Annotated in this window: 8 protein-coding genes; 6 read left to right on the forward strand and 2 right to left on the reverse strand. The window is 66.5% G+C overall.

Translation table 11 applies throughout. The features are described from left to right. From A3728_RS02775 to A3728_RS02795, 5 genes are all read left to right on the forward strand, one after another. On the forward strand, positions 1-453 hold a 453-nt coding region (locus tag A3728_RS02775; protein ID WP_150120617.1), incomplete at its 5' end, for a uracil-DNA glycosylase. Further along, positions 446-1060, forward strand: a complete 615-nt coding sequence (locus tag A3728_RS02780; protein WP_067920045.1) for a LysE family translocator — start codon at positions 446-448, stop codon at positions 1058-1060. The genes A3728_RS02775 and A3728_RS02780, both read left to right, overlap by 8 nt. Further along, the gene (moaB, locus tag A3728_RS02785) at positions 1057-1599 is read left to right on the forward strand and encodes a molybdenum cofactor biosynthesis protein B (RefSeq protein WP_067920047.1); all 543 of its coding nucleotides are present in this window, start codon (positions 1057-1059) and stop codon (positions 1597-1599) included. Before A3728_RS02780 ends, moaB begins: the two co-directional genes overlap by 4 nt. A 119-nt stretch (positions 1600-1718) precedes the next feature. Further along, a complete protein-coding gene (locus tag A3728_RS02790; protein WP_067920049.1) occupies positions 1719-3218 on the forward strand; it encodes an efflux RND transporter periplasmic adaptor subunit in 1500 nt (499 codons plus the stop codon). Between the two features lie 2 nt (positions 3219-3220). Continuing rightward, a complete protein-coding gene (locus A3728_RS02795; protein WP_067920051.1) occupies positions 3221-6625 on the forward strand; it encodes an efflux RND transporter permease subunit in 3405 nt (1134 codons plus the stop codon). Between the two features lie 12 nt (positions 6626-6637). Here the strand turns inward: A3728_RS02795 and A3728_RS02800 are convergent, their stop codons facing one another. Then, the gene (locus tag A3728_RS02800; RefSeq protein ID WP_067920057.1) at positions 6638-7468 is read right to left on the reverse strand and encodes a protein-disulfide reductase DsbD domain-containing protein; all 831 of its coding nucleotides are present in this window, start codon (positions 7466-7468) and stop codon (positions 6638-6640) included. A gap of 165 nt (positions 7469-7633) precedes the next feature. Here A3728_RS02800 and A3728_RS02805 point away from each other — a divergent pair, with 165 nt between their 5' ends. Next, the gene (locus A3728_RS02805; RefSeq protein ID WP_067920053.1) at positions 7634-8179 is read left to right on the forward strand and encodes a YqgE/AlgH family protein; all 546 of its coding nucleotides are present in this window, start codon (positions 7634-7636) and stop codon (positions 8177-8179) included. A 9-nt stretch (positions 8180-8188) separates the two neighbouring features. On the opposite strand, the gene A3728_RS02810 is transcribed toward A3728_RS02805, so the two are convergent. Continuing rightward, positions 8189-8467: Sua5 family C-terminal domain-containing protein (locus tag A3728_RS02810; RefSeq protein WP_330220253.1), on the reverse strand; the 279-nt coding region annotated here is incomplete at its 5' end.

Raw genomic sequence — 8467 nt, forward strand, 5'->3', positions numbered from 1 at the left:
CTGATGGTGCTGGGCGAAGCTCCGGACAAGGAGGAGGACCGCACCGGCACCCCCTTTGCCGGGCAGGCCGGGGTGCTGCTCGATCGTATGCTGGCCGCGATCGGGCGCGGGCGCGCCGATGAAGAGGCGCCGGTATATCTGGCCACGGCCTTGCCCTGGCGCCCCCCGCAGGGGCGGGAGCCGAAGCCCGGGGAAATCGCCATGCTGCGCCCCTTCCTTCTGCGGCATGTGTCGCTGGCAAAGCCCAAGGTGCTGGCAGTGATGGGAAACGGCGGCTGTCAGGTGCTTTTGGGGCGGCGCGGCGTCGCCCGCCTGCGGGGGAACTGGACCGAAGCCGCCGGGGTGCCGACCCTGCCCATGTACCATCCCGGCTATCTGTTACGGTATCCCGAATTTAAACGCGATGCATGGGCAGACCTGCAGGCGCTCCAAAGGAAACTGCGCGATGGTTGATCCGGTCACTCTGCTTGCCTTCATCCCGGCGGGGCTTGCGCTGAATCTGACGCCGGGGGCCGACATGATGTTCTGCCTCGGGCAGGGGCTGCGCTCCGGCGCGCGGGGCGCCATCGCGGCAAGCGCGGGCGTGGCGGCGGGGCTGATGGTGCATGTGGCGCTTGCCGGGCTGGGCCTCGGTGCCGCCATCGCCGCCGTGCCATGGGCCTTCGATGCGATCCGCTGGGCGGGCGTTGCCTATCTGCTCTACCTCGCGGTTCAGGCGTTGCGGGGCGACGATACGACGGCGCGCATCAGTACGACGCAGGGGGCGTGGCGCGCGTTTCGCACCGGGTTTTTCGTCAATCTGACCAATCCGAAGGTCATCCTCTTTATCCTCGCCTTCGTTCCCCAGTTCGTCATTCCGGAGGCGGGTTCCGTGCTCGGGCAGTTTCTCGTGTTCGGTGCGCTGCTTGCTTTCGGGGGGTTGATCGTCAACGGTCTTGTCGGGCTATTCGCCAATGGCCTTGGTCGGCGGCTCGCACAGGGTGGGCGTGTTGTACGTTGGATTACCGCCGGGGTCTTTGCCGCCCTCGCTGCCCGACTAGCCGTTTTGGAGAGAACATGAGCCGCATCGATGAAACCCTAGACTTCGTTCCGGTCCGCATTGCCGTCCTCACCGTGTCGGACACCCGCGACCTGTCACAGGACCGGTCCGGCGACGTGCTGGCCCAACGGATCGAGGCGGCGGGGCATCACCTGGCGGAGCGCCTCATTTTGCGCGACGAACGCGATGAGATCGCCGCACAACTGCGCGAGTGGTGCGCGAACCCGGAAATCGACGTGGTGATCAGCACCGGCGGCACCGGCCTGACCGGACGGGATGTCACCGTCGAGGCGCACCGGGATGTCTACGAAAAGGAGATCGACGCCTTTTCCACGGTATTCACCATCGTTTCCATGCAAAAAATCGGGACGAGCGCCGTACAGAGCCGCGCGACAGCGGGGGTGGCGCAGGGAACCTATCTCTTCGCCTTGCCGGGCAGCCCCGGTGCCTGCAAAGACGCGTGGGATGAAATTCTGCAGCGGCAGCTGGATTATCGGCACCGTCCCTGCAACTTCGTCGAGATCATGCCGCGGCTTTCCGAACACCTTCGGCGCAAGTAACCGGGGCAAAGCGCCCCGAACCCGCGACGGAAAGGCAGGTTGCCTGCGTATCAGGGGCGGCTTTATACTTGGCGGCGCCCGCCTAGATTGTCGGGCGACGCTTGCATGGCGGGGATCCGATGCGGTTTCTGAGAAAAACGATGGTCGGCCTGTTTCTGGCGGCGCTGACCCTGGGATTGCTGATCTTCGCGGCGCAACTGCTGCGCGGCGCGGTGCAATCGCGCATGGCGGACGAAGGCGTTTCGCCCCCGGCGCGGGAGCGGGTCTTTACCGTCAACGTGGTCCGCGCTGAATCCGATACCGTTGTTCCGGTGCTCGAAACATTCGGCGAGATCCAGAGCCGCCGGATGCTGGAACTGCGTGCCCCCGTGGGCGGGCGCGTGGTGGACCTCGCCCCCGGGTTCGAGGATGGCGGCACGGTTCGAGAGGGCGAGGTTCTGGTGCGCATCGATCCCGTGGAGGCGCAGAGCGCCGTGGACAGCGCCGAAGCCGATCTGGCGGATGCGCGCGCCGAAGAACGTGATGCCGCGCGCAACCTCGCGCTGGCGCGGGACGAACTGGCCGCGGCAGAGGAACAGGCGGTCCTGCGCACGCGCGCCTACGAACGGCAGCGCGATCTGGCGGAACGCGGGGTGGGCACCGCTACGGCCACTGAAACCGCGGAACTGGCCGCCTCTTCCGCCCGGGGCGCGGTACTGTCGCGCCGTCAGGCGGCGGCGCAGGGGGAGGCGCGCGTCGATCAGGCGGCAACCCGCATCCTGCGCGCCGAACTTGCACTGGCGGAAGCGCAGCGGCGGCTGGCCGAAACGGCGGTTGTCGCCCCTTTCGACGGCACGCTGAGCGAAACGAACGTGGTGGCCGGACGGCTGGTGGCGGCCAATGAAAGACTGGCCGAACTGATCGACCCGGACGATCTGGAAGTCTCCTTCCGCGTGTCGACCGCGCAATACTCCCGGCTGCTGGATGCCTCGGGCGATCTGGTGAAGACCGACGTCGCCGTCGAACTCGACGCCGCGGGTGTCGATCTGATCGCGCGGGGCCGCATCTCCCGCGCCAGCGTCACGGCGGGGGAGGGCGCGACGGGCCGGTTGATCTTTGCCGCACTGGAACGGCCCGTCGGTTTCAAGCCGGGCGATTTCGTGACCGTCCGCGTGCGTGAACCCGCGCTGGCGGATGTCATTCGACTGCCGGCCGCGGCCATGGACGCCACGGGGGAGGTGCTGGTGCTTACAGAGGAAGACAGGCTCGAGGGGATCGCGGTGGAATTGGTACGCCGACAGGGTGACGATATTCTCGTACGCGGCCCTGTCATCGGGCGCGACGTGGTGGAGGCCCGTTCACCCCTGCTCGGGGCCGGGATCGGGGTGCGCCCCCTGCGCCGTCCCGCGCCGGAGGATGATGCCACCGCAGACGCAGAAGGCACCGCTGCCGAGGGCCAGCAACCCGGGGCCGAAGCGATGCTGGAGCTTTCGGATGAGCGGCGCGCGCGTCTCGTGGCTTTCGTCGAAGGCAATACGCGCATGCCCGAAGACGCGAAGGCGCGCGTGCTGGCGCGATTGGCGGAGCCGCTGGTGCCCGCGCGCATGGTGGCCCGTATCGAAGACCGGATGGGGGGCTGACCATGCGTCCCGCCCCCGGTGGCCCCGGCGGCCTGCTGTCCTACTTTACCCGGCACCGCACGGCGGCGAACCTGTTGCTGGTCCTGCTTCTGGTCAGCGGTCTGGCCGCCGCCCCCAACATGCGGGCGCAGTTCTTTCCCGATGTGATCGTCGACAGCGTTTCCGTCACCACGATCTGGCAGGGGGCGGGGGCCGAAGACGTGGACACCGCTATCGTGCAGGTGCTGGAACCCGCGTTGCTTTCGGTCGAGGGCGTCGAAGGGTCCTCGGCGACCTCGCGCGAAGGGATGGGGACCGTATCGCTCGACTTCGAACCGGGATGGGACATGGCGCGCGCTGCCGCGGATGTGCAGACGGCGGTTGATGCCGTCACGACCCTGCCCGAGGACGCGGAGGAGCCGAACGTGCGCCGCGGCGCATGGCGGGACAGGGTGACCGATGTGGTGATCACCGGCCCGCTCGATCCCGAACAGCTGGGCCGCTTCGCCGATGAATTCGTCACCCGGCTTTTCGCCGCCGGAGTGACCCGAACCACCATTCAGGGGGTGGCCGCTCCGCTAACGCTGATCGAAGTGCCATCGGCGCGATTGGTGGCCAACGACATCTCGATGGCCGAGATCGCCGCCGCCATTGCCGCCGAGGTCGATGCGGACCCTGCAGGCGACGTGACGGGCGCCAACGCCAGGGTGCGCACCGGCACGGCCAAGCGCAGCGCCACGCAGATCGAAGAGATCGTGCTGCGCTCCAACCCCGACGGATCGAAACTGACCATCGGGGATGTCGCGCGCGTCACCGCGGAAGGGGTCGACCGGGAAGAAAGCTTTTTCGTAGGGCCCGATCCCGCGATCTCCGTCCGGGTGGATCGTTCGGACGGGGGCGATGCCATCGGTATCCAGCAAACGGTGGAGGAGGTGGCCGCACAGATGCGCGCCGCCGTGCCGGCCTCTGTCACGGTCGAATTGATCCGCACCCGGGCGGAGGCGATCACCGGGCGGCTCGACCTGCTGGTGGACAATGGCCTGATGGGGCTCGGGCTGGTCGTGACCCTGCTGTTCCTCTTCTTGAATGCGCGCACGGCCTTTTGGGTGGCGGCTGGCATACCCGTGGCGATGGGCGCGGCCATCGCGCTGATGTATGCGGGGGGAATTACCATCAACATGATCTCCCTCTTCGGGCTGATCATCACGCTCGGCATCGTGGTGGACGATGCCATCGTGGTGGGGGAACATGCCGATTACCGGTTCCAGACCTTGGGCGAAAGCGCGATGGAAGCCGCTGAAAACGCCGCCCGGCGTATGGCCATGCCGGTCTTCGCCGCAACGCTCACGACCATCATCGCCTTCTTCGGTCTCGTCGCCGTGGGGGGGCACTTCGGCGACCTGATTAAGGATATTCCCTTTACGGTCATCGCGGTTCTGGCGGCCTCGCTGGTGGAATGTTTCCTGATCCTGCCCAACCACATGGCCCATGCGATGCGCGCGGCACGGCGCAAGCATTGGTACGACCTGCCCAGCCGCGTGGTGAACCGTGGCTTCGTCTGGGTGCGAGAACGGCTCTTCCGCCCCTTCATGGCAGGGGTCGTGACCGCGCGCTACGCCGTGCTCGCCGGGGTTATCGCGATCTTTGCCAGCCAAGCGGCGCTGTTCATCCAAGGCGACGTGCAATGGCGGTTCTTCAACGCGCCGGAGCGCGGCTCCGTCACCGGAAACTTCGCCATGGTCGAAGGTGCCACCCGCGCGGACACGCTGGCCATGATGCGCGAAATGCAGCGCGCGACGGAGGAGTTGGGCGCGGAATACGAAGAACGCCACGGGCGCAATCCGCTGGACTACGTCATGGCGCAGATCGGCGGCAATTCGGGCTACGGGCTGGCGGGGGCAGACGGCAAGGACCCGGACCTGCTGGGCGGCATCTCCATCGAGCTGATCGACGCGGATCTGCGCCCCTATTCCAGCTTCGCCTTTGTGGGTGAGCTTCAGGAAAGGGTCGTCAACCACCCGCTGGCGGAGACGGTCAGCTTTCGCGGCTGGAGGTCGGGGCCGGGGGGCGATGCGCTCGACGTGCAGTTCTACGGCGCGGATACCGATACGCTCAAGGCCGCGTCGCAGGATCTGCAGGCGGCGCTGGCACAATACCCCGAAGTTAGCGCGGTTCAGGACAACCTCGCCTATGACAAGGAAGAGCTGATCCTCGATCTGACCGCGCAGGGTCAGGCACTGGGCTTTACCATCGACGCCCTGGGCCGCGCGCTGCGGGACAGGCTGGGCGGGATAGAGGCCGCGACCTATCCCGACGGTCCGCGTTCCGCCACCATCCGGGTGGAACTGCCCGAAGGCGAGTTGACGGCGGATTTCCTCGACCGCACGCAGATGCGTACGCCCAGCGGCCTTTACGTGCCGCTGGCAGATATCGTCAGCGTCGAACGCCGCACCGGTTTCAGCACCGTGCGACGGGAAAACGGGGTGCGGCTGATCTCGGTCACCGGTGACATCTCCGAAGACGACCCGGCGCGTGCCTCGGCCATCACCGCAGCACTGCAGGATGACATCCTGCCCCGGATCGCATCCGAACGTCAGGTGGAATGGCGGCTTTCCGGCCTCAGCGAACAGGAAAGCGATTTCCTCAGCGACGCGCTCACCGGGCTGATCCTCTGCCTGACCGGCATCTACCTCGTCCTGGCGTGGATCTTCGGCAGTTGGACCCGGCCCATCGTCGTGATGGCGATCATACCTTTCGGTCTGGTCGGCACGATTTATGGCCATGCCCTGTGGGACGTGCCGCTCAGCATGTTCACGGTGGTCGGCCTTTTGGGGATGACGGGGATCATCATCAACGATTCCATCGTTCTGGTAACGACGATCGACGAATACGCCGCCACGCGGGGGCTGGTCCCTTCGATCATCGACGGCGCCGCCGACCGGCTGCGGCCCGTGATGCTGACGACGGCGACGACCGTGCTGGGCATGGCGCCGCTGCTCTATGAGCAAAGTCAGCAGGCGCAGTTCCTGAAGCCCACGGTGATCACGCTGGTCTATGGCCTCGGCTTCGGCATGGTACTGGTGCTGCTGGTGGTGCCTGCGTTGATGGCGATGCAGAACGACGTCTCCCGCCATATTCTGGCGCTGAAACGCGGGCTGACGGCCCCTGTGGGATCGCTGCGTGCAGGGTTGCTGGTCGCCGTGGCGCTGCTCTTGGGTTGGGCCGGGGCTACGCTGGGATGGGTCGTCTGGACGGGTGCGCTTTTGCCTTTCTTTGCGGGGGTGCTGCCTGCCCCCGCTGGGGGCGCGCCATTGGCCGCGGCATTGGCGCTCTTCGTCGCAGGTGCCGCAGCATTGGCATTAACAGGCTATGTCCTGGGGGCGATCCTGCAGTTCGTCCGGGGATCGCGGCGGCGCGCGGCTTCCTGAAGAATACCGAACCTAGGAAGCCGGGTCGCAGCCCCGGATATCCACGGCCCGTTTCGATCCCAACACGGTGAACCGCAGGGCGGATCGATCGATTGCCATCGCCGCACCCGACGCGTTGGCAAGCTCACCCCTCGTGACCAGCTTGCCGCCTTCCCGTTGGCTGGTCGTTTCGCTCGCCCAGATGGAGGGGTTGCCGGGTTCGACTACCACGATCTCCGGCTCCCCCATCGAAGGCAAGTCGAGCGTTGCCTGCAGACGGATACCGTTGCTGAGCGGCGTGAGCGCACAATTCACCCCCCGCACCCCGGCCTCCCGCGCGGTGGCGGGCCGGTCGGCGATGGCGGCGGCGATGGCGGGCGTTACCGTCCGGTTCGCATCGTCCAGCTTCTGGCTCAGACGAAGGGTTTCGGGTAGGCAAACGTCCTTGCACACGCCAAGTTCGACGCGCGCCTCAAGCTGGATCGGTTCGCCGGGTTTGAGCGGGGTGATCTTCAGCGGCAGGATGACCATATCGAAATAGCCGATGCTGCGCAGACCGGAGAGTTCGAAGACCGTGGGTGTCGGAAAAGAGACCCCGACAGAGCGCAGGTTCGTCGAGCCGGACCAGTCGAAATTGGGCGGAATCCCCGCATCGCCGGGCGCGCGCCAATAGGTCTTCCACCCCGGGGCAAGGGTCATCCGCAGGCCCGCGATGCGTGTTCCGTCGGGCTGGACCCAGCCGGGAAGGACCTCCGCCCGGATGGGCGAGCCTTGCATCATCTGGGCCTGCACAGGGCCCGGTGACAGGGACGCAAGCAGCCCGAAGACGGCAGAAAACAGGAAAAAGCGGAGCGAGGGTGCCATGTGGGTCATTATCTCTTCATCTTTCATCCGGGCCACACTGCCAAGTCACGATTGCATCAGCCCGGTTACGCCGGTCCCGAGGGGCCCCCCTTGCCATGAGAGCGGGGCAGGACCATTCTTTGGAAGAAGCAACGCAAACCGGATATTCCACGGGGAGGCCGCATCATGGATTTGACAGGCAAGCTGCTGGTGGCGATGCCCGGCATGGGCGATCCGAGGTTCGCCCATAGCGTCATCTATCTTTGCGCGCATTCCGATCAGGGCGCAATGGGGCTGATCGTGAACCGCCCCGCGCCGGGGTTGAAACTCTCCGACGTGATGGAGCGTCAGATCGAGGCGGGGTCCGGCGACATCGGCCTGCATATCGGCGGACCGGTTGAAACCGAACGCGGGTTCGTTCTGCATTCGGACGATTATGTCTCTGCCATCAAAACGTTGCAGGTGTCAGGCGGTTTCGCCATGACAGCCACGCAGGACGTGCTGGACAGCATCGCCGCGGGCAGCGGGCCGGAACGGGCGCTGCTCATGCTCGGCTATGCGGGCTGGGGCGCGGATCAGCTGGAGGCGGAACTGGGCCAGAACGGCTGGTTGACCTGCGATGCCACCACGAAGATCGTCTTTGACCTGCCCGACGAACAGAAATGGGAAGCCGCGCTGCGGTCTGTGGGGATCGAACCGCTGTCCCTGTCGGCCTCGGCGGGCAGGGCCTGACGTTTACGGCTAAGGTCGGGGGGCCGCCGCGCGGCGCAGACGGTCGTTGATGGCCTGACCGAGCCCGGTTCCCGGCACCGGCGCCACCGCGATGGGCTGCCCCGTGGCATCCAGCCTGTGCAGCAGGTCGAATAGGCGCGCCGCCGCCTCCGTCAAATCTCCGGTAGGCGACAGGTTCTCGGTGCAGCGCATCTCTCCGAAGCCCAGCAGCACTTCGTCCGGGCGGGGCGTCGTCACGTTCAGCCGCACAGGCGCACGGGGGGCGTAGTGGGATTGCAATTGGCCGGG

It is taken from the genome of Sulfitobacter sp. HI0040 (genome assembly GCF_001634885.1).
GTDB lineage: Bacteria > Pseudomonadota > Alphaproteobacteria > Rhodobacterales > Rhodobacteraceae > Sulfitobacter.